This is a genomic window from Nonomuraea sp. NPDC049400, from assembly GCF_044466425.1.
Lineage (GTDB): Bacteria > Actinomycetota > Actinomycetes > Streptosporangiales > Streptosporangiaceae > Nonomuraea.
The window spans coordinates 206,410-231,915 of the sequence record NZ_JBITMP010000010.1 but is presented as its reverse complement, the minus strand read 5'-3'; the positions used below and the strand labels follow the sequence as shown (position 1 = coordinate 231,915).

Below are 25,506 nucleotides of genomic sequence, written 5' to 3'. Positions count from 1 at the left end.
GGCGCGCAGCCGGTCGCCGACCGGCTGAGGGGCGTGCGCGGCGCACTTCTATGCTCGGAGACATGACCATTCAGCGGATGGACAACGTCGCCATCGTCGTCGACGACCTGGACGCGGCTGTCGCGTTCTTCACCGAGCTCGGCATGGAGCTGGACGGCAAGGCGCAGATCGAAGGCCTTTTCGCGGACCGCACCGTCGGACTCGACGGCGTCCGGAGCGACATCGCGATGATGCGGACCCCGGACGGCCACAGCAAGCTGGAGCTGACGAAGTACCACACCCCCGCGGCGCTCGGCGCCGAGCCGGAGAACCCGCCGCCCAACACGCTGGGCCTGCATCGTGTCATGTTCGCCGTCGACGACCTCGACGACACCGTCGCCCGCCTGCGCGCCCACGGCGCCGAACTCCTCGGCGAGGTGGCGCAGTACGAGAGCATCTTCCGGCTCTGCTACCTCCGCGGCCCCGCGGGCATCATCGTCGCCCTGGCCGAACGGATCGGCTGACGCGAGCCTGCCGCGGGACGGCGGCTAGTCGTGGAAGCGGCCCTCACGCGTGTACGTGCAGAGGATGCAGTCAGGGTCGGAGCCCCAGCTGTCGCTCTGCTCCACCCACTTGCTCGACCTCCACCAGCTCCTTGGTGACCGTCCGGCGCTGCAGCTCAACCGGCAGGGGCTCGGTGCCATGGGCCTCCACAAGCCGCTGCGGGACCGCGACCGAGACCGGGGTGATCTTCAGGTAGGTCTCCAGAAAGCTGTCGCCACGGTCGCGGGCTAACAGGCTGGCGCGGCCGACGTAGGCGGTCTGGACGATGCCCACGTCGCCGGAGGGCTGGCTGTCGTTGAACTCCACGGTCAGCCCGTTGCTGTAGCGGAGCAGCGCGAGCTTGACCTCGGCCTCCGCCTCTTCGGCGATCGGCGCCGCCCTCAGTTCCGCCGCTGTGGATCTTTTAGTTGCCTTGAAGTCCAGGTCGGCGGATACTTTTCGCTGTGACTGCGACCGAGCCTCTGCTGCCGCGAGCGCAACTCACCGGCCTTTTCGATCAGATCCTGCGACACCGGCTCACCGTGGTGACCGCCGGTCCGGGTGGCGGCAAAACCTCGGCCGTACGCGGCTGGACGCGAGCCAGGCCTGATCATCCAATGGCGTGGCTGACATGGGCTCACGACGCCACCTTCATCGAAGAGATCTGCCAAGCCCTGGGCGCGCCGGCCGGGTGGATCCGCTCCGCCGGACTCGCCGCCGAGCTGGCCGCCGCCGTCACCCGGCCGACCATCCTCGTCATCGACGAGGTGGAGCGGATCGAGCCGGGCACCCCTGGGGCGCGCCTGCTCGAAGAGCTCTGCCACCACGGCGGCGACGACCTTCACCTGGTGTTGATCTCACGCTCCGCCGTGCCCTTCCCGATCCAACGCCTGCGCGGCCTGGGGCACGTCTTCCAGGTGTCGGCGGAACAACTGGCCTTCACGCCTGCCGAGACTCGCTCACTGTCCTCGATCGTTCTGGGGTCGGATGACCTGGCGGAGGAGGTTCACGAGCTCACCAAGGGGTGGCCGGTTGCCGTGCGGCTCACGCTGAGCTGGCTGAGCGGCTTGCCCTTATCGGACCGTGCCAAGCGGATCGCTGCCACACCGCTGTTCGACTACCTGGTCGAGGAGGTGGTGAAGGATGAGCATGAGCAATTCCTTCGCGCGACCGCTCGGCTGCCTTGGTTCACTTACGAGCTGTGCCAGGCGATGGGGGTCGCCATCTCCCGCGAGGAGCTCCGCGCTCTGGCCGCTCAGCACATCTTGATCACGCCCTGCGATCAAGGTTATGTGGTGTCGACCTTGGTCCGGGAGTTCATGGGTGATGTCGGCCGGGCGTCGGTGGCGGCCCATTGGTATGAGTCGCAGGGGTTCGTCCGGGAGGCGCTGGCGGTTTGTGAGGATCCCGGCCATCGGGTGGGGATGATCGAAAGGTGGCATGCATCGCTGCTTGCCGAGGGTCACGCGGCTGAGCTTGTTCGGGCTTGCGTTGCCGTACCAGAGGAGTCGCGGACGGGTGCCGTGGATCTGGCCGAGGGTCAGGCTCGCCAGGTTCAGGGGGATTGGGCTGGCGCGTTGGAGTGCCTTCGCCATGCCGATGCCACTGACCCTGCGGTGGCTTGGCGGATGGGGATGATTTATTACCAGCGGGGAGACTATAAGGCGGCGTTGTCGGCTTTTGAGCTGGCTGGCGGCTTTGACTCAGCGTTTCCTTTACCCACCTCGACGCCCTCCCTCTCGCGTCCTCCGTCGCCCACCCTCACCCACTCCCCTACGCCCTCTTCTCACTCCTCCGACCGGGCGATGTTGCTTGCCTGGTCCGCCAGCGCTCGCTGGCTGGTCGGCGAAAGCGCGGAGGCGACCCGGCTGGCCGAACAAGCCCTGGCGATGGCCACCCTCTGCAAGGACGAACGCGCTGCCGCATGCGCCCACACCGCCCTGGCCATGGTCACCCACGACGCCGGCGACGGGGCCGGCAGCGAACGGCACAGCGCCCTCGCTCTCGCTGCCGCGGAGAGCTCAGGAGACCTGTTGCTGTCCGCCCGCGTCCTGGCCAACCGCGCCGCGAACCGCGCGGAGGAGGCCCGCTACGAAGAGGCCATCGCCGACTCAGACCTCTCGGTACGGCGAGCGGACCTGGTCGGAGCCCCCGTCAACGCCGCGATCGCCCTGCACAACCGCGCCGAGGCACTCATGGGCCTGGGCAGACTCGACGAAGCCCTGGCCGACTTCCAACGGGCACGCGACATCTTCAGCCGAGTAGGCAGCGACAAGCTCGGCCACCCACTGGCCGGGCTCGGCAAGGTCTATCTGGAGCGCGGGGAGCTGATGCATGCACGAATCAGCTTCGAAAACTCCCTGAAGCACGCCGAACAACTCCAGAACGCCCATCTAACCCAGACAGCCCTAGCCGGACTGGCCCGTGTCCACGCGGTTGACGATCCGGCGCTAGCCGTACAGCTGGCCGAACGCGCGGTCGCGGCAGGCGGCGGCTCCAGTCGGGTGGAGGCGCTCCTGGCCGCCGGCTGGGTCTGGGCAGAGACCGGCGACCGGACCAAAGCCGGCGCCTACGCCCAATCCGCCCGCGAGGCGGCTGTCGGCCGCCGCGACCGGGCCATGATGGCGGAAGCCTTGGAATTATCCGCCTTCACTGTGGCCGAATCCCCTGGCGAGCGAGCAGACCTGCTGGCGTCCGCAGCCGAGATCTGGGCGCAGATCGGCAGCCCTGTGAACATCGCGCGCAACGCTTTCGCCCGGGCGCGGCTCAACGGCTCCGGTCTTCACGAGGCGGAGCAGGAGCTCCGCCGCGTCGGCATCCGCGGGCCGCACAGCTCCGGCGCCGGCCTGCTCCGCGGGATCACGCTCCTCGACCATGGCGCTGTGCGGTTCTGCATGTTGGGTGGGGTACGGCTCAGCCGCCGCGGCAGCACTGTCGAATGGCAGTCCCGTAAGGCGCGTGACCTGCTGACCTGGCTGGCGTGCCAGCGCGGCCGCCCTGTTGCCCGGGAAGCGGCGATGGAGATCCTTTGGCCGGGCGAGGATCCCGCGTCCTGCTCCAACCGGCTTTCGGTCGCTCTGTCCACCGTGCGCTCGGTCCTGGATCCGCAGCGGAAGTTCGGCCCTGGGGAGTTTGTTCGCGCCGACAAGTACAGCATCCAGCTGGTCGGACTCCGTACCGATGTAGAGGAGTTCCTCTCCGCTGCCGCTGAGGCGCTCGCCTCTCAAGATGAGGATCTCCTTGTCGCGGCTGAAGCTCGCTACACCGGGGATGTCTGCGAGGACTCTCCTTATGCCGAGTGGCTGGAGCCTCTTCGTGAAGAGGCCCGTGCCGTGCACCAGGCCCTGCTCCGAGAACTGGCCTCACTCGCGGAGGAGGCCGATGACCCCGACAGAGCGGTTCGCTACCTGCTTCGATTACTCGAGCGGGACGCCTACGACGAGGCGGCCCACCTGGATCTGGTTCGAACGTTGACCAGGGCTCGCCGCCATGGTGAGGCGCGTAGACGCTACCGGCTCTATGCCGAGGCGATGAGGGAGCTCGATGTGGAACCGGCCCCGCTCAGCCTCACATAAGCGACTCGGCAGGTCAGCCTGGCCCTTCAGGACTCCATCCGCAGGAGGCACGGCCCGTAGACTCGCAGGTCGCGGACCCGCACCAGGTCGCGGGGCCGTACGAGTCCATGGACCCGCGCGAGCCCGGTCCGAGAAGGTACCTAAACCCTCTGAAGATCTTCGGCGGAGTTGGCGGTGGGCCGTCGACCTCGGCGGTCTGAGGCGAACGAGTCCAGTTCGTCTGCTCGGCGGAGGTCCTTGGGGCGGCCTATGGCGCGACGCATCCGGATCAGGTCTTTTCGAGAGGCGTAGTGAACTTCCAGGCCGCCCGGGTCGACTGCGGTGGCCGCGTGGTCGAGGAACTTTCGGACTCGAAGGTCGCCCCAGGGAAGCGCCGGGGTGCAGCAGTCGCCGCTGGCTCCGGGTGAGGTGAACTGCACTTTGGGGCGGAGAAGGGATTCCGGGTGAGTTGCTACGGGGTCGCCCTTTTCATCAATGAGTTGGGCGTTGACGGAGGCGAAGGCGGCCGCCAGGGCCGGGGCGTGAGCCGGGACGCCATCCCAGAGCAGGTCCAGATCGCCGGTCAGTTCGGTGGATCCATGCATGATGCCGGCGACCTGCCCGATCACTACAGCCCGGACGCCGTTGTGATGGAGGGCTTCGAGCAGCGGGAATGGGTCGAACCCGAGGGCATCGTCCGTGCCGATCGTGCCGACGTCGTCGTCGGCGTCCTGGTGGCCCAGGCCGGTGCCCGCCCGGGTGAGGGCGAGTTCACGGGTGCGTCGGGCGGCGGCGCGGAGTCGTTCCAGCGGTTCGTCGATCATCTGATCCATGCAACACCCGGCCGCACTCATGGCGCACTCGAATTTCTTAAGATCATCGAGGTCTACGAGGATGACTGCTGAAGGCGTCCAAGACCCCATCCGAGCACTCGGGTTCTTCTCACGCGGCCGATGGGCCTCTCGACGATCCGCCCGCGCGGCGGTCGCGAGCACAGCCGTTGACGGCGAGTTGGATCAGGTGCGGATGATCGCCGCGTTCCTCGGCCCCGCGCCGGAAGGAGGGCGAGGCCAGGGTCACGCTGCCGGCTCCGGCTCGGCGGGCTCCGTATCGGAGTCCTGCTTTGCCGCGATGCCCATCGTTCCGACCAGAATCGCGGCCATCAGGCCTTCACGAGCGCCCGCTCGGACGCCTCAACCGCGTAGCAGCTCCTCCCGCCTGGCCAGCAGGCGCGCTCGTTCTTTGGACAGTTCGGCGTCGCGGTGCCGCAGGTGCGTCCCCACGTCCTGGACCCATCGGACCGTCCGCTCGACCTCGGCTCGGGTGTTCTCGATGCGCTGATGCTTCATCACATCGGTGATGATGTTGTCGAAGAATGCGTCGACGAACCACCGCGTGTCCACTTTGGGCAGGCGGGCACGCGCGGAGACGCCGACGTCGGCGAGCTCGCGAGAGAAGACGTCCAGGGCCCGCTGGGCGTGCCAGGCGGCCTCGTCGGCGGAGCGCAGCCGGTTGTGCTCGACGGCGTCGGCCACCAGGCCGCCGCCCCAGACGTCCCAGGTGGAGGCGCTCTTGGCCGAGCCGAGGTAGCCGAGCACCTGGGCCAGCGCGTGGAGTGCAGCCTGCCCGGCCTGGTACGCCTCCGTGTGTTCGCGCAGCTCCGCCGAGAGGCGGTCGAGGGCGGCGCCGAGGCCCGTCAGCTCACTGGCGCGGGCATCACCGCGGGCGAGGAGCTGCCGCTCCTTCTCGGCCAGCAGCTTCTCGTACTCCTCCGGGGCCGTCGCGAGTCCCGCCAGCTCGGCCTCGATCTCCCGCGCGTCCGCCTCGATCTGGGCCAGCCGGGCCCGGTGGCCGTCGAGCCGCTGCCTGGCGGCGGCGGCCTCGGCACGCTCGCGGTCCAGCAGCTCCTCGCGCTGGCTCACCAGGCGGGCCAGGAAAGCGGTCAGCCCGCCTTCCAGGCGGGCGACGTCGGCCTCCTCCTTGGACAGGTCCTTCTCCAGGCCGGTCAGGGTGTGGTGGGCCTGCTGGATCTGCTCTGCGGTGGCCGCCTGCCGACGCCGCAGGTGATCGGCCCGGTGCGTTCGGGCGGCCGCCGCGCGCAGCCGCTCGTCGAGATCTGAAGAGCTCGTCACACTTCGGATGACGAACGAACAACCCCAGACGTTCCAGCCAAACGGCCACCGAGCTCGGCCCGCGCGGCCGCGATGACGGCGGCCGGGTCGTCGGCGGGGCGCCGGCCGAAGGTCCGCTCCAGCCAGGACAGGAACTTTTCGCGATCACCGGGCCCTCCCGGCACGGCCCCGTGGTGGGAGGCACTATGCGTCAATCACCCAGGTGATAATCGCTGAGGTTCCGCAGGCGCCGGACCGGTGAGGCCAGCAGGACCAACGGCATGCAGGCGGCCGCGACGACGAAAATCATCAAGGTGACACGACTGCTGACGACCCCGGCGATCACTCCGGCGATCAAGCCGCCGATCGGGATCGCGCCCCAGGAGACGAAGCGGACCGTCGCCATCACCCGGGGCAGCAGTTCGGGCGGGCTGGCCATCTGCCGGTAGGTGCGGGTCACCACGCTGAGCACCACCACACCGGCGGAGAAGACCACGTTTCCGGCGGCGAAGGCGACAAAGGCCTGCCAGCCAGTGCCGAGGGGAACGACAAGCGCGCCCGCGAGCGAGACGAATCCGGCGGCGATCAAGGCGCGGGCGGTCCCGAGCCTGGCCGTGATCTGGTTCGTCAAAGCCGCGCCGACCAGCGTGCCGACCCCGTCCGCCGCTAACAGCAGGCCGACGAGGCCGGGCGCGGCGTGCAACTCGCGTACGAGGTACAGCGCGTAGAGCGCGTGCTGTGCCCCACAGACCGTGTTCGCCGCGGTGGCGGCCCACATGCACGGGCCCATCACCGGGTGGTGCACGACGAAACGCCAGCCTTCGCGGATCATCGCGCGCACCGGTGGCCAGCGGTCGGGCGCCTCGGCGCGGCGTTCGGGCAGGGTCCGCAACAACAGAGCTGAGACAAGGTAGCTGGCCGCGTCGACGAGGAGGGTGGGCACCGCCCCGAGCGCCTGGACGATGAGACCGCCAAGGGAGGGTCCGCCGAGTTGAGTGGTGGCCTGGGCGCCGGAGGTCAGGCTGTTTCGGGACTGCAACTGCTCCTTGCTCACGATCGATGGCAGGAAGGTCGAGTTGGCGACGTCGAAGATGACGTTCGCGAAGCTGATCACGAGGGCCACGATCACCAACTGGGTGACCGTCAGCCAGTCCAGCCACCATGCCAGCGGGATCGAGACGACCGCCGCCGCGCGAGCCAGGTCAGCGCCGATTTGAACCCTTCGCATGGGTAGTCGCTGCACCATCACCCCGGAGGGCAGACCGATCACGATCCAGGCGACGTAACTGGCGGCGACGATCAGGCCCATCTCGAACGCGGAGGCGTTGACCACCGTCAACGCCGTCAGCGGCAGCGCCACTGTGCCCACCGCTGAACCGACCGCACTGATGGTGCCGGCTGTCCACCACCGCCAGAAGACGCTCGTGCCACGCGCACTGTCGACTGCCATACCCGCACTCCTAGTAAGTTTCAGAATGGAACGCACTATAGTGGATATGTGAAGCGAACGGACCTACCCGACGCCGACTGCGGAATCGCGCAAGCGCTCGGAGTGATCGGCGACTGGTGGACATTCCTGGTGGTGCGGGACATCGCCGGCGGCACCACCCGCTTCGACGGCCTCCAACGTGGGCTCGGCGTCAGCCGTCGCGCCCTGGCCGAGCGCCTGGCCGGCCTTGTCGCACACGGGGTACTGGAGAAGCGGCCCTATTCCGATCGCCCGCCGCGCTACGACTACCTGCTGACCGCGAAGGGCGAGGGTCTGCTGCCGGCGCTCATCGCGCTGCAGGATTGGGGCGCCAGACATGTGATGGGCGATGGGGCACTGACCGCTACCAGCGAGAACGGGTCCGCCGAGACCCGCCGGGTGCATGACCTGGTCAATCGGAAGCTACCGGATGTCGTTCTGGAACGACACGACGGCGAGCCGGTCGCGCCCAACGCGCCGGGCGGCGTCTGGACCGTGCTCTACTTCTTCCCCGGCGCCTTCGCCCCCGGCACCCAGGACTACCCGCCCGGTTGGGCCGACATCCCGGGCGCCACGGGCTGCACATTGGAGTCCCTCAGCTACGCGTCACGGCATGCCGACTTCGAGGCGTCCGGCGCCACGATCCGTGGCGTCAGCACCCAGCGACCCGACCAGCTGGCCGCCTTCGTCGCGCACGCGAGGTTGCCTTACCCGCTTCTGTCCGACCAGGACAGCAAGCTCGCCGCCGGGCTGCTGCTGCCGACCTTCCGAGCGGCCGGCGTCGACCGCTTCAAGCGCCTCACCCTGCTGGTCGACCCCGACGGGATCGTCCGGGCGGCGCAGTTTCCGATCAATGATCCGGCCGGGTCAGTGGAAGAGATGCTCGCCCTCGTCCGCGGTCGATAACAGCGATCCGCTCATGCCGCGAATCGTGCTCCTCCATCTGGACGTCCGCGGCGACGTGACCGCCGACCGTCCGGGGGCGCGGCCTTGACGTTTTCGGGTTCCAAACGATCTCCGGGATCGTTCAGCTCCGTTTCGCCGCGCGGGGTCGGTGACGTTCCTGCTGTGCAGGCCGGTCCGCCTTGATCCAGAGTCGTCGTCCCGGTGGCTTCCAAGGTGGCTCGCCTTTCGGAGATGCCGACGATGTGGAGCCAATACAAGAGGCCAACCAGGGACGATGGCCGGAAGCATGCTCTCCGAGGGCATGGATCTTGGGCCTCTGTAGTGGCTCCAGATGATGGACGAGCTCGTCGAGACTGCATGCCGAGCATGGTGGGGTCCGGCGCGAAGGTATTCGAGCGTGTGGAGAGGCGATCGATCAGCGATGGGCCGTTGCGATGAGGCGTCGCAGTGCGGCGTGGGCAGGTGGGCCCCACGTGGCCTTGCCGCCTCGGCGGCCGCGGACGCCGGCTTCGCCGATGAGGATGCCGACGAGGGCGCGGATCACGGCCCATCCGCGGGCCCGGCGCAGGGTCGCGGCGTCCGGGGCCGGCTGGTAAGCGTCATAGAAGCCGTCGGCGGTGCCGTCCGGCAGCAGAGTCCAGGCGGCGGCGAGGTCGACGGCCGGATCGCCGGCGAACAGGGCGCCGAAGTCGATCACGCCGCAGATGGTGCCGTCCGCGGTGAGGACGTTGGCCGCATGCAGGTCGCCGTGCAGCCATAGCAGCGGGCCTGCCCAGTCGGGCGCGGCGGCGGCGTCGTCCCAGACCGCGCGAACGGCGTCCGGGTCGGGGATCAGCCCCATCTCAGTGGCCTCGGCGAGCTGCTGGGCGACCCACTTGGAGGAGCCGGCCAGCGGCCCTCCGCGACCCTGGCCGTCGGTGTCCACCCCTTCGGGGGCGGGTTGGTGAAGAGCGGTCAGGAAGGCGGCCAGGGCGGCGGCCGCCTCCGATCGGCGAGGGCTTGCCGGTCCGGCTCGAGGAGGCGCTGCAGGAGAGCGATCACCGGCTCTGGCACCGCCATCGCGGCGGCCGTCGGTGTGATGGCGTCGTCTTCGCTCAGATCAAGCCCGACGACGATGTCCGTGAGGGCTTCTGCGAGGATGCGTTCGAGCGTGGTCATGATGGGCTCTTGGCGGCCGGTCGTCGGGGGTGCGGCGCGTCCGGATGCTGGTCAACGCCGCCGCGGTGGCAAGGCTGTCCTGGCCAGCCCGTCGCCGACTCGGCGAGCCGGTCCTCCAGATCGGCGATCATCTGCGTCAGCAGGCCGTTGTTCTCGTGCCGGACCGCCTGCGGGCCGGACCTTTGTCGATGACGGTCGTGATGCCCTCATCGACGGCTCTGGCCATCGTTTCGAACTTCTTGCGCGCCATCGACCGGGGGTTTCCGACCTCGAACGTGATGGCTGTCCGCGTACTCCTTTGAGTGCTCCACCGAGTACGGAGATATGTGCACCAGTTCAGGGACCTCAGCGGCTTGTTCGATGTTCCCGAGCCGGTTCTTGAGCCGGTAGCTGGGGTCACCCAGGAGTACCTGAGGGCCTACGACGCGGGCTAGGGCGACTACACCACGCCCACACACACCGCTGTGACGGGGCCGGCCGGACAGGACGTTCGCGCAGTTCGCCCGCGACTACGCCGGCCAGCTCAGCGAGTGAGACTTCGGGAGGGAGCCGACGGCGCGGGGGTCAGTCCGATGGGTGCATTCTTAGAGCCTGCTGACAAAGGGATTTGGTGTCGGGGCTCGAGTCAGAAGAGTGCCGGGCTGTGGTCATGATTGGGCTGTTGACCCGTAAACAGGAGCGGGCTCCCGGTAGCTGAGGTGGTGTCTAAGCAGCTCAGCGGCCAGGAGCCCGTAGTTGTCTGTCTACACGCCTGCGGCCGTGAACGCCAGCGGTTGCGCCTCACCGGGATGCGCATGTCGAGACCGTAAACCGGCATACCCGTCGGATCTGGCCGATGCCGAGTGGTCGGTGCTGGAGGGGGAGGCACGGGGCGTGATGGCCGAGCTGGTTGCGGTCGCGGGCAGGCCGATGGTGCATGACCTGCGCGCGGTGCTGGACGCGATCGGCTATGTGACCCGATATGGGATCGAGTGGCGGGCCCTGCCGGTCGATTTTCCGCCGCATGAGGCGGTGTATGCGTTCTTCCTGCGCTGGTCGCGGCGTGGTCTGCCCGAACGGCTGGCCGCACGGTTGCGCGGGCGGCTGCGCATCCTGGCCGGGCGCCGTGAGCTGCCGACGGCCGGGTGCGTGGACTCCCAGACGGTCCGGGCGGCCGAGACCGTCGGGGCGGCGGCCTGCGGGTACGACGCGGGCAAGAAGCTGAAGGGGCAAAAGCGGCATGTCGTGGTCGACACGCTCGGGCTGCTGTTGTGCGTGATGGTCACCGCTGCGTCGGTGCAAGACCGTGACGGCGCGCACCCGGTCCTGGCGCTGTTGCGGGAGAAGTTCTCGACCGTCCGTCTGGTCTGGGCCGACGGCGGCTACGCCGGACGGCTGCAGGTCTGGGCCCGGCAGGTCCTCGGCCTGGCCGTCACGATCGTCAAGCGCAGCGACGACCTGCGCGGCTTCGTGGTGCTGCCCCGTAGGTGGGTGGTGGAAAGGACGTTCGCCTGGCTGGTCCGCTGCCGCCGCCTGGTGCGGATCTATGAACGCAAGCCCGAACACCACGAGGCCATGATCTGGTGGGCCACCGTGCATCAGATGACCCGCCGCCTGACGCGCGAACTGGCGGGCCTGCCACCTCAAGCCGCTGGAGTGACCCGGCACCGCTGCCGGTCTTGTCCAGCCCCGACCGGCGCGGCAAGGTCCTGCAACTCCTGGCCGCTCAGCCGTGGCGAGCCTGGCGAGGAAGCGAACTGGCCGCCATCCTCGAGATCGAGAACGTCAACAGCTTCCGCGTCCAGCTGTCGCAATCGTCCCACCAGGGCTACATCAACAAGATCGGACCAGCTCTCTATGGGCCCATGCCCGCCAGCACTTAAGCCTTTGTCGGCAGGCTCTTAACGGTGGCGGCTGTCGTTTGCTTCCTCGCGATGCGCGAACGCGGTTGAGTCGCGTACGCCATCGGGTACGTAACGGGCCCGCCGCGCCGCCGTACCAACCGCCGCCGAACCCGCCGAACCCGCCGGCCAAGCGCCGCACCGCCGCGTGGAAGAAGCCGCACCGTCGCTCGTCCGACCTCGCTCGTGCTCGTCCTCCGGGTACCTACGGCATTTCGCTGGCCGCGTCACTTCCTAGGCCAGACCGGTAGATTCCTCGCCGTGGATGCCATCGTAGGGACCGTGCTCACCGCCGCCGGCATGTTCGTTGGCACCAACGTGGACGACATCATCGTGCTCACCGTGCTATTCCTGTCATCCCGTGCCACCGGAAGCCCGAAGGCGCCGCACATCTGGGCTGGGCAGTACGCCGGGATCGCCGTACTGGTCGTCGTGTCCGTGATCGCCGCCCTTAGTCTGACGATCGTTCCCGACGAGTGGGTCGGCCTGCTCGGCCTGATCCCCTTCGCGCTCGGTGTCCGCAGCCTCGTCTCAGCCCTCCGAGCCAGGAACAACGGCGAGAACCACTCTCCTGCCGTAGCCTCCGGCCTGATCTCGGTGGCCGGAGTCACGATCGCCAACGGCGCTGACAACATCTCCGTCTACACCCCGGTCTTCCGCACCATCGGTACTGCGCCTACCGCCGTCACCATCGGCGTCTTCGCCATCGGGGTCGCCGTATGGTGCCTGGCCGGATCATGGCTCGGCTCCCACAGAAGAGTCATCGAGATCATCGAGCGCTACGGACAGTGGATCGTCCCCGGGGTTTTCATGGGCATTGGCGCTCTCATCGTCATCGAATCCGGTGTCCTCGGAAGGATCTTCTGATCAACCGGCCTCACCGCAATCAATGACCCATCTTCCTTGCCTAATGGCCCGTCGCCGTCGCCCAGGGCAAGCCCGAGCAGATCAGGGCCAGGGTGTCACGGTCCCTACCGGACGAACGATCTGGCACCCGTGGCCCCGGTCTGCTCGCCTTGTCCGGCGGCGCGGCACGCCGAAGCGGCATCGCCTTGACAGCGGCGGACTTGCCGGCTTGTCGGAGGCGCCAGCTAGCCTGCATCGATGTTCACGGGGACGGGGCACAAGGGGTCGATTCCGGCGGCGGCGCGAACGCTGCTGTGGATACGAGTGCTCAACCAGTTGGGCTCCTACGCCCTGGCCTTCCTCGCGGTGCTCACCGGCCCGGAGCTAGCGCCCGCCGCGCTGGGGAGCTTCGGGATCGCCGCCCTCATCTCGCGCTGGGCCGGGGCGTTCCTGCTGGACCGGCTGTCACCGCGGACCGTGCTGGCCCTCGGCCTGGGGCTGACCGGATTGTCGCTGCTGGCCCTCGCGTCCGCCCGGACTCCGTCGGAGGTTCTGGGCGCGGTCGTCCTGGTGGGCCTGGCGTTTGAGCTGTACGAGCCCGCCACCCAAGAGCTTCTCGCCCGGGTCGCCACAGGAGCGCGGCGGCAAGAGGTGTACACCCTGTTGGGGGTCTGCCTGTCGGCGTCCGGGGCGGTGGCGGGTCTGCTCGCCGCGGTTCTGCTTCCCTTGGGCGTGCACTGGCTGGTGATCGCGGATGCGATCACCTGCTTGGCGGCCGCCGGAATCGCCGTGGCCTTCCTGCCCCGTGGCGAGGAACGAGCCGTCACGCCGAGACGGCGCTGGCGCCCTTCTCTCCCCTTGCTCCGGCTGACCCTGGCCAGCACCGCGTTCGCGATGGGCTATCTGGCAGTGATGGTGTTCATCCCCTTGGCCCTGCTCGAACGTGGCGCTCCTGCCTGGGCACCCGGGCTCACGCTCGCCGGGGCGGCGGTGCTCAGCCCGCTCGCGCTGTGGGTGGCCGGACGTCGCCTCGCGCGCCTCGGTCACGGGATCGTGCTCGGCGGCGGCACCGTGCTGCTCGGGCTGCTCGCCCTGGCCATGGCGCTCACGGATCAGGCGTGGCTGACCGTGGCGGCCTACCTCACGTTCACGGCCGCCAACGGGTTGCTGCTCGGACGCTGGCAGGCCCTCGTGGCCGATTCCGCTCCGGAGCCCGAACGGCCGCGCTGGTTCGCCTTCCAAGGATCGTCCTGGGGTGTCGCCCAGCCCGTGGTCCCTGGTCTGGTGGCCGTGTTCGGCTCGATCGCGGGCGCCCCGGGTGCGGGCGCGTTCTGGACAGCGGCCCTCGCCTTCCTGGCGGTGCCCCTCGTCCTGAGCTACTCCTGACCCAGCACCGCCCGCACGCCAGGCTCGACCGCCGCGCGGAAGGCGGCGTCCAGCTCTGAAGGCGAAGCGGTGGTCTCGCCGTCCACCCACGCCCGCAGCAGCCCCATGAACGCGCCGACCACACACACGACCAGCAGATCGAGCGAGACGGACACCCGCGCGCCCGCGGCCACCAACTCGTCCCTGACGACGGCGGTCAGCAACTGCTCGCCGCGCGCGTGCACCAGGCCCACGCCACCGCGCCGGCCCAGCAGCGCCTGGACCAGCGGCCACCGCTCGCGCACGTGCTCGAACATGGGCAGGCTGAACGTGAAAAGCTCCCCGGATCGGGCAGGCGGCGCGGGATGGAGGAAGCCCAGCTCGTCGAGGTTGCTGAACAGCACGTCCTGCTTGTCCACGAAGTGCGAGTAGAACGTGGAGCGGCCCACGTCCGCACGGTCGATGATGTCGGTGACGGTCACCGCGTCGTAGCCCTTCTCCAGGATCAGCGCCACGAGCGCCTCCTGGACCATCCGCCTCGTGCGCCGCACCCGCCTGTCTCCGGACACTTCCTCACCCACTGTTCAGTACCGCACACCACGGCCGATCTGGTCGTTGACGGTCCTCCATTACGAACGCATGGTTCATAACCGAACAGATTGTTCGATAGTGGAGGGAACGCCGTGGGGTTGGGAAAGCTGCTGCACAAACACGACGAGCACGCCGACGCGGGCACCATCGACCGTCCGCGCGCTTACGAGGTCTTCGCCTCGATCGCTTTCGCGGGTAGTCGCCGCGCCGCCTTCACCCGCGTGGCCACGGCCGCCAAGCCGCGAGCGGGAGACCGGATCCTGGACGTCGGCTGCGGCACCGGCTACCTCAGCCGCATCCTCGCCCCCGTCGTCACGCCCACCGGCCACGTCACCGGCGTCGACCCCTCCCCCGCGATGATCGAGTACGCCACCCGGCATGCTTCAGGAAGCTGCACCTACGTGCAGGCCGAAGGCCAGGATCTGCCGTTCCCCGACGGCTCGTTCGATCTGGTGATCTCCAGCCTGGCCGTCCACCACATCCCTGCCGACGCACGGCCGGCCGCGCTGCGCGAGATGTCCCGGGTGCTCCGGCCCGGCGGCCGCCTGCTCATCGCCGAGTTCCGCCCACCGGCCAACCACCTGGCCAGGCACCTCATCGGCGCGCTGTCCGGGCCCGCCATGCGACACGATCCGCGCGACCTGCTCGGCCCCCTGATCCCCGACGCCGGTTTCCATGTGGAGTCCGAAGGCGACCTGCCGTACCTGCTCTACTACGTACGCGCCACGCGGCCATGACACCGGGGTCACATGGGCAGGAGGAACAGGCTCAACGGCATGATGACCACGGTCAGGGCGATCGCCGGCAGGAGCAGGCGTGGAAGGCGGGTGTCACCTCTGCTGATAGTGCTGCTCGTGGCGGGTGCGTTGTTGGGTGGTTGCTCGATCGTGGCCATCATGGCAACCGTCCTGGTGGGAGGCGCCACGTCCACGTCTCCGGAGCCGGCGTTGTACTCGGGCGGAGGCCCGGCTGAAGATCGCGACCTGGATCGCGGACTTCTACAGCGTCAAGCGGAGGCAGAACGACAACGATGGGCTGCCGCCTGTCACATTCGAGTGCTGCGCGTGCGGTTCAGCATGACCAGCCCGGCGATGAACGACCCGAGCAGGACTGGCGACAGGACCGCGAGGGCGCCCCACACAACGAGGCCGAGATAGCCGAGCGCGGACGAATTGTACGTCGGGTCGGCGTCAGCGGCCGCGAAGAGCCCCAGGCCGAGGACGACACCGGCCACCGTGAGCGCGATCGGCGTCCACAGGAGCCCGCGGGCCCACACACGATACGTCCGACTGTAGACACGCCGGGCCGACGGCACGTTAGGCTGCGGGGGATACCCGACGGATCCGCTCATGCCACATTTGTACCAGCCCGTGTGGGCCCCGCACCGCCACGGCTGGCCGTGGCGGTGCGGGGATCGTCAGTGGGTTGTCATGGGGTTACAGGTCGAGGTTCGGCGTGCATCCATACTCGCCCGGTTCCAGCAAGATGCGGTCGAAGTCGGTGAACCGGAAGGACGCGGTGCCCGTCGGGCCGCACCGCGATGACGCAGTCGCGCGACAACACCACGCCGACCGCCACGACGAGCTCGGCGCCCTCGCGTCGAGCCTGCACCAGGTCGACACAGGGTGTATCTGCTCCGTGGATGACCCCAAGTTGTTCAGGTGCGGGCCCAGACGTAACGACTTGCCGCTGCCCATCCGTTCTGAGCTTCTAACGGCTTCTGCAGTTGCTCGCGGGTGGTGGTCAGACAAGCGGCACTGCTGCGCACCGAGCCGGATCGGATCACGGCAAACGATGGCCATGTGGGTACCTGGTCCAACGATTTTGGACCTATTAGGTCGGGCAAGCGCAGTGCTCCAGGCCGGTCGGTGAGGACACCGCCTCCTTCCTGGAGATCCGTTCGCCGCGGCGGTATCTTCCGGCGGCCTGGTGCTACGGTTGGCTCTCCAATACGCATATAAGGGGACGTATGTTCGGCATTGTCCGCCCGTGTCGGCACGTCATGTGCAAGGGGCTCTATGCGGACTGGATGGGTCACCTGTGCGGGCTCTGCCTGGCGCTCCGCGACGAGCATGGACACCTGTCCCGCTTGGTGACCAACTACGACGGCCTGCTCGCGTCCGTCCTCACCGAGGCCCAGTCGTCCACGTCCGCGTCGCGCCGGCGGGCGGGCCCGTGTGCGCTACGCGGCTTCAAGGGCGCCGACGTAGTGGAGTCCGAGGGGGTACGGCTGGCGGCCTCGGTGTCGCTGCTCCTGGCGGCCGGCAAGGTGCGCGACCACGTGGCGGACGGGGACGGCGTGTACGCCCACCGCCCGGTGGCCGCCGGCGCCACCCGCCTGGCGGGCCGCTGGTTCTCGGCCGGCACGGCCATGGCCGGCACGCTGGGGTTCGACCCCACCCCGCTGACGGCGGCGGCCGACCGCCAGGCCCTCCTGGAACGCGCCCCCGCCCAGGAACCCCCCGGGAGCAGCACGGCGCCCGGGTTACGAGAGTTGACGGGGCCCACCGAGGACGCCGTCGCCGCCGCGTTCGCGCACACCGCGGTGCTCGCGGGGAAGCCGCACAACCGGGAGGCTCTGGAGGCGGCCGGTCGCGGATTCGGGAAGCTGGCACACCTGATCGACGCGGTGGAGGACCTGGCCGACGACCAGGCGTCCGGGGCGTACAACCCGCTGGCCGCCACCGGCACCGGCCTGGGCGAGGCGCGCCGCCACTGCGACACCGCGCACGCCGATCTGCGCGCCGCCGTGGACGAGCTGGACCTGCCCCGCCCCGGCCTGACGCGCGCCCTGCTGGTGCGGGAGACCGGCAGCGCCGTCTCCCGAGCCTTCGCCACCGCCGGAACCTACGGCACCAGCCACCCGCCCGGACCCGCGCCCGGCGATCCCGGCGCGCCGCCGGGAGGACGGCCACCGAAGCGGGATCCCGGCGGGCTGCTGTCGCTGGCGTGCGCCGCGCTGACCTGCTGCACGTGCGGCCTGTACCGGCCCGCCTGGGACGAGGACCGCGAGGGCTCCTTCTGCGAGCGCTTCGACTGCTCCGGCTACGACTGCTGCGGCAACTGCTGCTCCTGGTGCCCGGGCGAGGACGGCTGTTGCTGTGACGGCTGCGGCTGCGACTGACCGCCGTGGGAGTCACGTCAGCAGAGTCCGGGTGATAAGCCCGGCATGATCACCATGCTCTTCCCAACCCGCCGGGACCTGGATGGATCACCGTGCCGGGCTGGATCGGGACGGAGTCATGCTCTGAAACTTGGCCGTAAGTGGCCGTAGGACACCGGTGATCGCCGTAGACGGCCGGACAAAAAGCGAGAGGCATACGAGGAACGACATGGCCTGCCAGCACCGCCTAGGCACTGCAGTCGCTCACCTACCCGACAGCAGCGTGGGCTAGGGTGCGCCAGCTCATGACATTGATTCCTCGCTGTCAGGCTTGGCGGGCGTAGGACGCGAGGCGTTGGGCGAGCGCGATGACGAGGTTGTGCAGTTCATCGGGGCGCTCGATGACGAACGGACGGTCGAGTGAGGCGAGTACCGGAGGCAACCAGTCGAGCCGCTCCACCCGCAGCTCGACGCGCAGCCAGCGCTCGGTTGCCCGATCCTCGCCTGCCACGGGCGCGTACTCCTCCAGGCTCGCGACGCTGGCGGGAAGGCGGGCGCGGATCTGCTCAACCGTCCCGTGGATCCGCAAGGTCACCTCATGCCGGTACTCGGCCGTGGCGAACGCTGACAACACACGCTGTGCCGGACCGGGACCCACGGGCGCTTCGAATGAGCCGGCCAGGGTCCTCGCGTCTGCGATGCGATCGAGCCGGAAGGTTCGGTCCTCGCCGATCTGGGCGTCCTGGCCCGTGACGTACCATCGGCCGGAATGGGCGACGATCCCGTACGCGTGCAGCGTGCGTTCGCTGCGCCGTCCGTCGCGGTCGGTGTAGCGGATCGAGACCGGTCGGCGGTGGCGCACCGCATCGGCGATGGTGAGCAGGACCTCGGCGTCCGGGGTGTCGAACTCGCCGGGCTGATCCGTGAAGGCGAGAGCTTCCAGGAGTGTGTCGAGCCGACGGGCGATGTGCTTGGGCAGCACCCGCCGGATCTTCGCCGATGCCGTCTCGCTTGCCGTGTGCTCCGTCGTCGTCAACCCTGCTCGGCGGCCGGCGACCAGGCCGAGCAGCACGGCCAGCGCCTCGTCGTCGCTGAGCATGAGCGGGGGCAAGCGGTACCCGGGGGCGAGCCGGTACCCGCCGTAGCGGCCGCGCACCGATTCCACGGGCACGTCCAGGTCGATCAGCTGGTCCACATACCGCCGCACGGTGCGCCCATCGACGCCGAGCCGGTCGGCGAGTTCGGCCACCGTCCGGGTGCCGCCCGACTGCAGCAGCTCCAGGAGTGTCAGCACGCGGCCGGTCGGTCGAGGCATGTTCGCAGCCTAACGCGAATACAGGACAGATTCTGTCCACTATTTCTCCTAGCCTGCGACGTGCACGCCTCCAGCACAGCCAAGGAGATTCCCATGGACTTCGTCTCGATCCGCATCATCACCAGCGACGTAGCGCGCCTGGTCGAGTTCTACGAGCGAGCCACAGGGGCGCGGGCGATGTGGGCCACCGAGGACTTCGCCGAACTCAAGACCGCGGGCGCCACCCTCGCGATCGCCGGCACCCGCACCGTCCCACTGTTCGCCCCGGGCTCTGCCCGCCCGGCGGACAACCACAGCGTGATCACCGAGTTCCTCGTCGACGACGTGGACCGCGTTCACCAGAACCTGACCGGCTTCGTCACCGACTTCGTCACCGAGCCCACCACGATGCCCTGGGGTAACCGGTCGCTGCTGTTCCGCGACCCCGACGGCAACCTCGTCAACTTCTTCACCCCCGTCACCCCGGCAGCCATCGAAAAGTTCGCACGTTGACGCACACGCACAGCCGCTCACGCGGGAGCCCTGAGATCCCAGGGCTCCCATGGGAGCGCCACCAGCAGGGGTCACCGGAACGCACCGCTGACCCCGGAGGGACGTCTGCGGTTGTGCCTGCGGATCGACGCCGGACGTCCGATCGCGCACATCGCTGCCGAGGCCGGGCTATCGCGCCGCTGCCTGGCCAAGTGGTACGCCCGCTGGCCGCGGCATGGACAAACTCTGTAGCGGGGACAGAGGGGGATGGCGTCACATCACAGCGGCAATTACCGCTGCCGCCTCCTCGTTGCTCCGCTTCGTGTGCGCGTGGGCGGCTCCGGCCGCCGCATCGGCCGGGGTTGGCCATCGCGCTTCGCTCAGCTTGCGGTCGGGCTGAAATCCCACGGCCGTGAACCGCTAGCACCCCAGCTCAGCGTCGTATCCGGCAGTCGCAACCAGCTCCCACCAGATCTGGACCGTCTCCACCATCCGACCCCTTCTGATCTTCACTCCATCGTGCTGAGTAACGAGACAGCTCGGGTAAAAGTTGCGAAAGTGACTCGGCCACGGTGCAAGCCAAGTACCAAGGTCACTGAGGGGCCACGGTGATTCCGGACAGCCGTCTTATGGGCGTAGCCTATGCGGCTGTTTGGGTTGAAAGGGACTCGTTGAGAACTTCCAGGGGTGGCCGGTAGCCGAGCGCGGAGTGCAGGCGCCGGCGGTTGTAGAACCCTTCGATATAGCGGATGACCTGCCGTCTTGCCTTGGCTCGGGTGGTGAAGACGAAGCGGTGCAGCCATTCCGTCTTGAGCGCGGAAAAGAACGACTCGGCCATCGCGTTGTCGTAGCAGACCCCGTTGCGGCCGACCGAGCGGCGGATGCCCAGGCCGCTCAGGAAGCGGCCGAACTCATCAGAGGTGTAGTTCGAGCCGCGATCAGTGTGGAACACAGCGCCGGGCTGGAGCAGGCCGGTGCCGGTGGCCATCCGAATCGCGTCCTTGATCAGGTCAGTGCGGTAGTGGTCGGCCGTGGACCAGCCGAGGACCGCCTTGCTGTGACAGTCGATCACGGTGGCCAGATAGAGAAATCCCTCCCAGGTGCGGATGTAGGTGATGTCGCCGACCAGCTTGATGCCCGGCCGGGCGGCGGTGAAGTCGCGGCCGACCAGGTCGGGGATGCCGCGAAAGTTGCCTTGCATGGTGCTTGTCGGCCGAAACGCTCGTACCTGGGCCGGGGAAAGCCGCCGGCCAGGACGTCTTCCACTACCACGTGCATGTGGTCCCGCGCTGGCACGGCGACGACCTGCGTATGACGTGGAACTCCCCGCTGGCCGCGTCCTGCGAACTGGAGCAGATCTTGGAGCGGGTCATCGCAGGTCGCTGAGGGCCTTCCAGGCCCGACTGGACGCCTGATCGGGCTTCAGCGCTCAACTCAGCGGCGGCCGACTGGCGCTGACTCGGCACTACGGGCGGCGTGTCAGCGCTGACGCTGACTTCGCCGTACGCCTTCGACGCCCTGACCTACAAGCAGCGCAACCTGGTCGAACGCTGCATCGGCAAGCTCAAGCAATGGCGCGCCATCGCCACCCGGTTCGACACACTGGCCAGCCGCTACCTGACGGGCCGCGGCCGAACGCTTCCTCGCCCGCGGTCTGCTCGGCCAGAACGCCACCCGCACCCACCGCGCCGCCGGCGCCCGCGCCATCGGCAAGGTCGTGGAGGGCAACGTGGCCCGCGCCCGCCGCACGCGCAAGCCCACCGGGGACGCCCGGCGCGCCCGCCGCACCCGAACCGACACCGATCTGCACCCCCGACCCGAGGCGCGGGACAGATCCAAGAATCGCCCCGCCCCGAAACGACCGACCCGCACCATGAACAACCCGGTCAGCAACACGGTGAAACCTCGGCGAACGATTCATCGGACCCGACCGCATTACACTCACGCCCATGACCGCGACCATGATCGAGTTGGATGACGGTGCACAGCTACGTACCTGGACCGCGGGCTCGGTGATTCCGCAGAGATTTCCCGTGGTCATGGTGCACGGCGGTCCAGGAGTCCCCGACTATCTCGCCCCGGTCGCCGACATCATTGATGACCTGTGCCTGGTTCACCGCTACGACCAGCGCGGCACCGGCGGATCGTCCTGGGAGGGAGAGCACACGATCGCCCGCCACGTTCACGACTTGGCGTTGTTGCTCGATGCGTGGCGACACGACCAGGTTGTTCTGTTGGGGCATTCGTTCGGAACCAATATGGCCAGCTACTTCCTGCTGGCCCATCCCAAGCGCGTGGCCGGGCTGATTCAGATCGCCGGGCCCTTCCTGGATCCATGGCGGGAAGCCGACCAAGCAGCACAGCGAGCACGACGCACTGACGAGCAGCAGGCGAGGCTCGATGAGCTCGACGCGATCGAATCGCGCACAGACGCCGAGGAGATCGAGTACCTCACGCTGTCGTGGCTTACTGACCACGCCGACCGAACTCGGGCATGGGATTGGGCGCTGGCATCAGCCCGTACGCTGCGGCCCATCAATTACGTGATGAACACCCAGATCAACGCGGCGAAGAAAGCCGACCCGCTCGAATCACACGTGGACGAACTTCGCGAGCACCTGCCGCCCGGCGCAGTGATCATCGGCGGGGGCGGCGACAGCCGCCCTGCTGATGCCCTACGACGTCTCGCAACACGTCTCAACTGCGAGGCCATCATCATCCCGAACGCGGGACACCATCCATGGCTGGAAGCACCAGACGAGTTCGGTGCGGCGCTCCGCGCTGCAGTGGAGAGGCAGACCCGAAGGGCCGGCTGACGGGTCAACGATCCCGGGGCGCTCGCCGCGGTGCAGGCGTCGGCCTTGACCTGTTGTGCCTGGCTCAGCTGCCGCTGCGCTGGACGACGGGCGTCACCAGCGCGCCGAGGAGGTAGCCGAGCCGTTGGCGGCGCTCATCACTCCGGCTTCGGCCAGGCTCCAGCCCTGGCCATCACGTATGGCGGGGATGACCAGCCCGTACGCAACCCGCGCGAGCCCCAGTGCCGAAGCGGTGCCCAACGCCGGCCACAGCGCCTGCCACCGCGCGCCGCCCTCATACGTGCCGCGCGAGGAAGCCCAGGATCGTACGTGCCAGTGTCACGCGGTGGTCCGACAGTGCATGGTCGGTGGGGAAGACGTGGTGCTCGAGGTGTTTGACGGGCTGCGCCTGATACGCCGCGACGACCGGTTCGTGATGCAGGTCGTAGGGGGTGACGGGGTCGAGGCTGGTGCCGATGAGGAGCACCGGGCGGTGCGCCAGCAGCGGCGCGAGCCCGGCGAGCCGCCACGATTCACCGGCCGCCTCCATCTCGGCGACCAGCGCCTGCCCGCTGGTGCCTTGAAGGGGGCCCAGCTCACCGGCGAACGCCTCGGCGTAGGTTGCGCGGTGGCTCGGTTCGGCGCGGCAGAGCGCTGACACCGCACCGAAGTCGAACCCGGCCACCGAGGCGACCGCGGTGACGGACGGATCCGCAGCCGCGGTCATCAGCGCGGCGAAGCCTCCGAGGCTGTGGCCGATCAGCACGACCCGCCGCAGGTCGAGCCGGTGGGCTGCGGCGACATCCCGGTCACGCAGCCCGGCCACGACTGCCGCCGCGTCCTCGAGCACGTGGCCCCATGACCACGAACCGCCGACCCCCCACGAGCCGCGATAGTGGAACACCAATGACGCGTAGCCCGCACGGCGCAGCACCTGCGCGAGATCGAAGTTGCGCTCGTTTCCCGGGAATCCGTGCAGGAGCACCACGACCGGATGCGGCCCCCGGCCAGCCGGTACGTGCAGCACTCCCAGCAGGGTCGCGCCTGCGCTGTCGAAGGTCAGCGCGGGTGTGGTGGCCGGGAAGTCTGGGTCGCGCGGCGGGTCGGCGACAAGCGGGTCTGCCATCGAATGCTCCCAAAAATCGAACTGATCGGTACGATCCATGACGTTAGCAGCTGATCGAACCGATCGGTACCATCTCGTTCATGCCCATCGCCAGAGGCTCGACCATCGCCCCGGGCGCACCCGCGCCACCATCGTCGAAGCGGTGATCTCGGTGCTGTACGAGCGCGTACCCCCCGTGCGAAACACGTCACCCTGCACGCACTTACGGCCCCAGTCGAGCCGACGCCGCGCCAATGGCACAACCGGGCGTTGAGGGCGTCGTCCAGGGGCAGGGCTCCCGCGTGCCGTTGCCGTACAAGGGCGCTCAAGGTCCGGCCGTGCATCCACCGCCGGCCCGCCTCATCTCATCCATGCCGCCGTGTCAGCTCTTCGGAGCTGCGATGCCCAACAGCTGGGTTGCTCGTTCCGTGCGCAGGTGGAGTGCCGTGCGACCCTTGCGTTGTGTCGACACCAGACCCGCCCCGCGCAGCGCACCCAGGTGTTGCGAAATCGCGCTCGAGGTCATGCCCAGACGGGAGGCCAGGGCCGCAGTCGTCAGAGGTTCGGCCAAGGCAGCGAGGATCTGCGTCCTCGTGTGGCCCAGCACCGGCGCCAGGCCCGTCAGCGCCGGCGGGGGCGCCTCCCAGAGCAGGCCGACGCCCATTGCTGGATAGCGGATCGACGCGGCGGTGACCGGGGACTTGTCGACGCCCACGTTCGGCCAGTTGAAGACGCTGGGCAGCAGGACGAGGCCATGCCCGCCGGCGTCCACCGTGTAGACGGAGTGCGGGATGCGCCGGCCGTGCACCACCAACTGGCCGCCGTCCCAGGCGATATCCCGGTGCAACTCGGCGAACAATGCCTGCGCCCCGCCGTCCACCAGAGTCAGCGCCCGCCGGCCGATGTCGGCCTCCAGCACCGCGCGCATCCGGCCCCAATGCGGAGCGATCAGCAGCTCGTGGCAGCGGCGCAGCGCCTCCGCAAGCCGTGGCAGCACCGTCGCGGGCTCGGGAACATCCTCGGCGGGCAGGCCAAGGACCGCGCCGTACTCCTGCCGGAAGAAGTCCTCTTCCGTGGCCCGGAGCAGGTCCAGCTCCGCCGCCATCGAAGGCAGCCGCTGCCGTGGCACCGGAAACAGGAACGACGGCAGCCCTCCGGCGATCAGCGCTCGCAGCAGCGGCAGCTCGCGCTCGCCCGCCAGCAGCGGGCGCGATTGGCGCACCCAGGGCTGATGGACCGCATGCCCGCCCGCGCCCAGCAGGATCCGCAGCGCCAGCACCGTCTCGCCCAGCGGTGAGACAGCGAATCGCACCTTGGCAACCGAAGCCGCGGTGAGCCTGATCTCGACCGCCATCCACCCTCATCGTGTAGCTGTGGCTAAACGATAGCCGAGGTGCACCGGTGCCCCGCAGACTCCCGGGCATGGATTCCTTCACCTCGTACGACGGCACCAAGCTCGCCTATCACGTATTCGGCGACGGCCACCCTGTGGTCTGCCTGCCCGGCGGGCCGATGCAGGCTTCCGCCTACCTTGGCGACCTCGGAGGCCTGTCCGCGCACCTGCGGCTGATCATGCTGGACCTGCGGGGCACCGGCCAGTCCGCCGTGCCGAAGGATGCCGCCTCGTACCGCTGCGACCGGCTTGTCGCTGACGTGGAAGCACTGCGAGAGCACCTTGGACTCGACCGGATGGACCTGCTCGCCCATTCCGGGGGTACGAATCTTGCCACCCTCTATGCGGCCCGCCATCCGGAACGCGTCAGCAAGCTCGCTCTGATCACCCCGAGCGTCATGGCCGTCGGCATCACGATCACCGAAGACGTCCGGCGGGAGACCGCCCAGCGGCGCAAGAACGAGCCCTGGTTCTCGGCAGCGTTCGCGGCCCTGGAGGCGATCATGGCCGGCCAGGCCGCCGGCGACGCTTTCCAGACCATTGCCCCGTTCTGGTACGGCCGCTGGGACGAGACGGCTCAGGCTCACAAGGCCGCCGAAGCCGAGCAGCGGAACCGCGAGGCCGCGGCCGTCTTCGGCGCCGAAGGCGCTTTCGACCCGGACGCCACCCGCGCCGCGCTCACCCGCTTCACGTCGCCGGTGCTGCTGCTCGCCGGTGAGGTCGACCTGAACTCCCCTCCTGCCGCGGTGACCGAGCTCGCCAGGCTGTTTCCCAACCCCGAACTCGTCGTTCAGGCCCGAGCCGGACATTTTCCCTGGCTCGACGACGCCAGCCAGTTCGTGGCCACCACCGCGGCGTTCTTGCGATAGGCGCCACCCCGCTCAGGTCTCGGGCTGCGGACTGTTGCGGGGTTCCTCGGTGTA

At 68.8% G+C, this 25,506-nt stretch carries 25 protein-coding genes and 3 pseudogenes; 15 read left to right on the top strand and 13 right to left on the bottom strand.

All coding sequences use genetic code 11. From position 1 onward, the window contains the following. Nucleotides 1–77 precede the first annotated feature (77 nt). Nucleotides 78–503, top strand: coding sequence for a VOC family protein (locus ACIBVN_RS18130; RefSeq protein WP_397137846.1), 426 nt, complete (start codon nucleotides 78–80; stop codon nucleotides 501–503). A 70-nt stretch (nucleotides 504–573) separates the two neighbouring features. Here ACIBVN_RS18130 and ACIBVN_RS18125 read toward each other — a convergent pair whose 3' ends face one another. Next, nucleotides 574–849, bottom strand: a complete 276-nt coding sequence (locus tag ACIBVN_RS18125) for a hypothetical protein (protein ID WP_397137642.1) — start codon at nucleotides 847–849, stop codon at nucleotides 574–576. Between the two features lie 137 nt (nucleotides 850–986). Here ACIBVN_RS18125 and ACIBVN_RS18120 point away from each other — a divergent pair, with 137 nt between their 5' ends. Then, nucleotides 987–4,097 carry a tetratricopeptide repeat protein gene (locus ACIBVN_RS18120; RefSeq protein ID WP_397137640.1) on the top strand — a complete coding sequence of 1,037 codons (3,111 nt, stop codon included), beginning with the start codon at nucleotides 987–989 and terminating at the stop codon, nucleotides 4,095–4,097. A 140-nt stretch (nucleotides 4,098–4,237) separates the two neighbouring features. Here the strand turns inward: ACIBVN_RS18120 and ACIBVN_RS18115 are convergent, their stop codons facing one another. The 3 genes from ACIBVN_RS18115 to ACIBVN_RS18105 all read right to left on the bottom strand — a co-directional run bounded on the left by ACIBVN_RS18115 (nucleotide 4,238) and on the right by ACIBVN_RS18105 (nucleotide 7,637). Continuing rightward, the gene (locus ACIBVN_RS18115; protein ID WP_397137638.1) at nucleotides 4,238–4,909 is read right to left on the bottom strand and encodes a hypothetical protein; all 672 of its coding nucleotides are present in this window, start codon (nucleotides 4,907–4,909) and stop codon (nucleotides 4,238–4,240) included. Nucleotides 4,910–5,269: 360 nt separating this feature from the next. After that, nucleotides 5,270–6,208, bottom strand: coding sequence for a hypothetical protein (locus ACIBVN_RS18110; RefSeq protein ID WP_397137636.1), 939 nt, complete (start codon nucleotides 6,206–6,208; stop codon nucleotides 5,270–5,272). A 190-nt stretch (nucleotides 6,209–6,398) separates the two neighbouring features. Next, nucleotides 6,399–7,637 carry an MFS transporter gene (locus ACIBVN_RS18105; protein ID WP_397137844.1) on the bottom strand — a complete coding sequence of 413 codons (1,239 nt, stop codon included), beginning with the start codon at nucleotides 7,635–7,637 and terminating at the stop codon, nucleotides 6,399–6,401. 48 nt (nucleotides 7,638–7,685) lie between these two features. On the opposite strand from ACIBVN_RS18105, the gene ACIBVN_RS18100 reads away from it, so the two are divergent. After that, a complete protein-coding gene (locus tag ACIBVN_RS18100; protein WP_397137634.1) occupies nucleotides 7,686–8,561 on the top strand; it encodes a winged helix-turn-helix transcriptional regulator in 876 nt (291 codons plus the stop codon). Nucleotides 8,562–8,976: 415 nt separating this feature from the next. Here the strand turns inward: ACIBVN_RS18100 and ACIBVN_RS18095 are convergent. Both ACIBVN_RS18095 and ACIBVN_RS18090 read right to left on the bottom strand, forming a co-directional pair. Next, nucleotides 8,977–9,537 (bottom strand): annotated as a pseudogene (locus ACIBVN_RS18095) (phosphotransferase); the annotation flags it as partial. After that, nucleotides 9,516–9,719: a hypothetical protein gene (locus tag ACIBVN_RS18090; RefSeq protein WP_397137632.1), complete on the bottom strand. Its 204-nt coding sequence runs from the start codon at nucleotides 9,717–9,719 to the stop codon at nucleotides 9,516–9,518. The pseudogene ACIBVN_RS18095 and the gene ACIBVN_RS18090, both read right to left, overlap by 22 nt. Nucleotides 9,720–9,763: 44 nt before the next feature. On the opposite strand from ACIBVN_RS18090, the gene ACIBVN_RS18085 reads away from it, so the two are divergent. The 4 genes from ACIBVN_RS18085 (at nucleotide 9,764) to ACIBVN_RS18070 (ending at nucleotide 13,831) form a co-directional block, all read left to right on the top strand. Continuing rightward, the gene (locus tag ACIBVN_RS18085) at nucleotides 9,764–10,021 is read left to right on the top strand and encodes a hypothetical protein (RefSeq protein WP_397137630.1); all 258 of its coding nucleotides are present in this window, start codon (nucleotides 9,764–9,766) and stop codon (nucleotides 10,019–10,021) included. Nucleotides 10,022–10,478: 457 nt separating this feature from the next. Next, a complete protein-coding gene (locus ACIBVN_RS18080) occupies nucleotides 10,479–11,603 on the top strand; it encodes an IS5 family transposase (protein ID WP_397137842.1) in 1,125 nt (374 codons plus the stop codon). Between the two features lie 257 nt (nucleotides 11,604–11,860). Next, nucleotides 11,861–12,466 (top strand): cadmium resistance transporter, encoded by a 606-nt coding sequence (locus ACIBVN_RS18075; RefSeq protein ID WP_397137628.1) that lies wholly within the window; start codon nucleotides 11,861–11,863, stop codon nucleotides 12,464–12,466. 237 nt (nucleotides 12,467–12,703) lie between these two features. Further along, nucleotides 12,704–13,831 carry an MFS transporter gene (locus ACIBVN_RS18070; protein WP_397137626.1) on the top strand — a complete coding sequence of 376 codons (1,128 nt, stop codon included), beginning with the start codon at nucleotides 12,704–12,706 and terminating at the stop codon, nucleotides 13,829–13,831. Here the strand turns inward: ACIBVN_RS18070 and ACIBVN_RS18065 are convergent. Continuing rightward, complete coding sequence (locus tag ACIBVN_RS18065; RefSeq protein WP_397137624.1) at nucleotides 13,822–14,379, bottom strand: TetR/AcrR family transcriptional regulator; 558 nt, start codon at nucleotides 14,377–14,379, stop codon at nucleotides 13,822–13,824. The two genes, ACIBVN_RS18070 and ACIBVN_RS18065, sit on opposite strands and share 10 nt — an antisense overlap. Before the next feature lie 114 nt (nucleotides 14,380–14,493). Between ACIBVN_RS18065 and ACIBVN_RS18060 the strand changes: the two genes are divergently transcribed. After that, complete coding sequence (locus ACIBVN_RS18060) at nucleotides 14,494–15,138, top strand: class I SAM-dependent methyltransferase (RefSeq protein WP_397137622.1); 645 nt, start codon at nucleotides 14,494–14,496, stop codon at nucleotides 15,136–15,138. A gap of 8 nt (nucleotides 15,139–15,146) precedes the next feature. Here the strand turns inward: ACIBVN_RS18060 and ACIBVN_RS18055 are convergent, their stop codons facing one another. Together ACIBVN_RS18055 and ACIBVN_RS18050 are read right to left on the bottom strand one after the other, a co-directional pair. After that, nucleotides 15,147–15,299: a hypothetical protein gene (locus tag ACIBVN_RS18055; RefSeq protein ID WP_397137620.1), complete on the bottom strand. Its 153-nt coding sequence runs from the start codon at nucleotides 15,297–15,299 to the stop codon at nucleotides 15,147–15,149. Between the two features lie 147 nt (nucleotides 15,300–15,446). Continuing rightward, entirely contained in the window at nucleotides 15,447–15,752 is a 306-nt protein-coding gene (locus ACIBVN_RS18050; protein ID WP_397137618.1) for a hypothetical protein, read from the bottom strand. Nucleotides 15,753–16,370: 618 nt separating this feature from the next. Between ACIBVN_RS18050 and ACIBVN_RS18045 the strand changes: the two genes are divergently transcribed. After that, nucleotides 16,371–17,525, top strand: coding sequence for a DUF5685 family protein (locus ACIBVN_RS18045; RefSeq protein WP_397137616.1), 1,155 nt, complete (start codon nucleotides 16,371–16,373; stop codon nucleotides 17,523–17,525). A 304-nt stretch (nucleotides 17,526–17,829) separates the two neighbouring features. Here ACIBVN_RS18045 and ACIBVN_RS18040 read toward each other — a convergent pair whose 3' ends face one another. Next, a complete protein-coding gene (locus ACIBVN_RS18040; RefSeq protein WP_397137614.1) occupies nucleotides 17,830–18,819 on the bottom strand; it encodes a helix-turn-helix transcriptional regulator in 990 nt (329 codons plus the stop codon). A gap of 93 nt (nucleotides 18,820–18,912) precedes the next feature. Here ACIBVN_RS18040 and ACIBVN_RS18035 point away from each other — a divergent pair, with 93 nt between their 5' ends. Further along, nucleotides 18,913–19,311, top strand: a complete 399-nt coding sequence (locus ACIBVN_RS18035; RefSeq protein ID WP_397137612.1) for a VOC family protein — start codon at nucleotides 18,913–18,915, stop codon at nucleotides 19,309–19,311. A gap of 30 nt (nucleotides 19,312–19,341) precedes the next feature. After that, nucleotides 19,342–19,533 (top strand): annotated as a pseudogene (locus ACIBVN_RS18030) (helix-turn-helix domain-containing protein); the annotation flags it as partial. A 397-nt stretch (nucleotides 19,534–19,930) separates the two neighbouring features. On the opposite strand, the gene ACIBVN_RS18025 reads toward ACIBVN_RS18030, so the two are convergent. Further along, nucleotides 19,931–20,491 carry an IS3 family transposase gene (locus tag ACIBVN_RS18025; RefSeq protein ID WP_397137610.1) on the bottom strand — a complete coding sequence of 187 codons (561 nt, stop codon included), beginning with the start codon at nucleotides 20,489–20,491 and terminating at the stop codon, nucleotides 19,931–19,933. Between the two features lie 5 nt (nucleotides 20,492–20,496). Between ACIBVN_RS18025 and ACIBVN_RS18020 the strand changes: the two genes are divergently transcribed. From ACIBVN_RS18020 to ACIBVN_RS18010, 3 genes and pseudogenes are all read left to right on the top strand, one after another. After that, complete coding sequence (locus ACIBVN_RS18020) at nucleotides 20,497–20,676, top strand: HIT family protein (protein WP_397137608.1); 180 nt, start codon at nucleotides 20,497–20,499, stop codon at nucleotides 20,674–20,676. A 138-nt stretch (nucleotides 20,677–20,814) separates the two neighbouring features. Further along, a pseudogene (locus ACIBVN_RS18015) lies at nucleotides 20,815–20,910 on the top strand (IS5/IS1182 family transposase); the annotation flags it as partial. A 329-nt stretch (nucleotides 20,911–21,239) separates the two neighbouring features. Continuing rightward, entirely contained in the window at nucleotides 21,240–22,106 is an 867-nt protein-coding gene (locus ACIBVN_RS18010; RefSeq protein WP_397137606.1) for an alpha/beta fold hydrolase, read from the top strand. Nucleotides 22,107–22,380: 274 nt separating this feature from the next. Here the strand turns inward: ACIBVN_RS18010 and ACIBVN_RS18005 are convergent, their stop codons facing one another. Continuing rightward, nucleotides 22,381–23,211 carry an alpha/beta hydrolase family protein gene (locus ACIBVN_RS18005; protein ID WP_397137604.1) on the bottom strand — a complete coding sequence of 277 codons (831 nt, stop codon included), beginning with the start codon at nucleotides 23,209–23,211 and terminating at the stop codon, nucleotides 22,381–22,383. A gap of 361 nt (nucleotides 23,212–23,572) precedes the next feature. Continuing rightward, entirely contained in the window at nucleotides 23,573–24,544 is a 972-nt protein-coding gene (locus ACIBVN_RS18000) for a DUF5937 family protein (RefSeq protein WP_397137602.1), read from the bottom strand. 68 nt (nucleotides 24,545–24,612) lie between these two features. On the opposite strand from ACIBVN_RS18000, the gene ACIBVN_RS17995 reads away from it, so the two are divergent. Further along, nucleotides 24,613–25,452 (top strand): alpha/beta fold hydrolase, encoded by an 840-nt coding sequence (locus tag ACIBVN_RS17995; RefSeq protein WP_397137600.1) that lies wholly within the window; start codon nucleotides 24,613–24,615, stop codon nucleotides 25,450–25,452. Nucleotides 25,453–25,506 lie beyond the last annotated feature (54 nt).